This window comes from Paeniglutamicibacter sp. GQ140 (assembly GCF_059759235.1).
The window spans coordinates 1-1,612 of record NZ_JCAXDW010000026.1 but is presented as its reverse complement, the minus strand read 5'-3'; the positions used below and the strand labels follow the sequence as shown (position 1 = coordinate 1,612).

General features: G+C 60.9%; 1 protein-coding gene. It reads left to right on the top strand.

Going from position 1 to position 1,612, the window contains the following annotated elements:
• Nucleotides 1–981, top strand: a 981-nt coding sequence (locus AC6CHY_RS19910) for a hypothetical protein (RefSeq protein ID WP_498228057.1), incomplete at its 5' end; no start/stop codon positions are given.
• Between the last annotated feature and the right edge of the window lie 631 nt (nt 982–1,612).

Here is a 1,612-nt window from a genome sequence, read left to right as displayed (position 1 = left end):
ACGGAATCCGCCACGGTCCTCGCGGGGATTGAAGCCGCCGCGGTCTTCACGGGGCTTGAATCCGCCTTCACGGCGATCGTCGCCGCCACGGAATCCGCCACGGTCCTCGCGGGGATTGAAGCCGCCGCGGTCTTCACGGGGCTTGAATCCGCCTTCACGGCGATCGTCGCCGCCACGGAATCCACCGCGGTCCTCGCGGGGCTTGAAACCGCCTTCACGGCGATCGTCGCCGCCACGGAATCCGCCACGGTCTTCACGGGGCTTGAATCCGCCGCGGTCTTCACGGGGCTTGAAACCGCCTTCACGGCGATCGTCGCCGCCACGGAATCCGCCACGGTCTTCACGGGGCTTGAAACCGCCTTCACGGCGATCGTCGCCGCCACGGAATCCACCGCGGTCCTCGCGGGGTTTGAAACCGCCGCGATCTTCACGAGGCTTGAAACCGCCTTCACGGCGATCATCGCCGCCACGGAATCCGCCACGGTCTTCACGGGGCTTGAATCCGCCTTCGCGACGGTCACCACCCTGGAATCCACCACGATCGTTGCCGCCACGGAATCCGCCGCGGTCTTCACGGGGCTTGAAGCCGCCGCGGTCTTCACGGGGCTTGAATCCGCCTTCGCGACGGTCGCCACCCTGGAATCCACCGCGGTCTTCGCGGGGCTTGAAACCGCCACGGTCTTCACGGGGCTTGAAACCGCCACGGTCTTCACGGGGCTTGAATCCGCCTTCACGGCGATCGTCGCCGCCACGGAATCCACCGCGGTCCTCGCGGGGCTTGAAGCCGCCGCGGTCTTCACGGGGCTTGAATCCGCCTTCGCGACGGTCACCACCCTGGAATCCACCACGATCATTGCCGCCACGGAATCCGCCGCGGTCTTCGCGGGGCTTGAAGCCGCCTTCGCGACGGTCATCGCCACCGCGACGGAAACCATCGCTGTTGTTCGGCTTAGAGCCGCTCCGATCGCGGTTGTCCTTTGACCCGAAGCCCTTGTTTTCGTTTGACACTAGATGTGTTCCTCTCAAAAGGGTCTTCAGTTTTGGACCCCACGCATGAACCAGTGGACCTCCGCATCTCACGGAAGCCCACCCTAAAATCTTTTTACCCTCACCAGGGCATTGAACGCCTGCATCTATCTTAGACGAGCGTACCCAGTCGCCTCCGTGATTTGCACCAATAGTGCGCAACGCAACTGCTCAATAGTACGGCAGAAACTCTGAAGGTCGCGTTGGAAAACAACAGCTGTTCGGCTCACGAAAACATTCCATCGGGCTCAAAGGTCGACGTAGTAGACCGACCGCCGGCTGCCAGTCCCCTGCCCAAAGGATAGTTTCACCAGACTCAGAAGTAAGGTCGCGTTCAAGGGAAGCAAAGACAAATCTAATGAGAGCAAATCGCCTAACATCTCGCTCTGCAACTTCTACCTTCGGCCAAAGAGTTCCAGCTCGGCGCCTGCACTTGGTCACGCGACGACTGTGCTGTGAAATCCTCGAACCTTAGTATCCAGCCATGAGCAAATGTTCAACGATGTGGGATTGTCGAACACGACTGAGAATCACATGCCTAGTGGTCCGCACCAGTCACTCGTTGAAGCCTGTCATTGGAACGTGG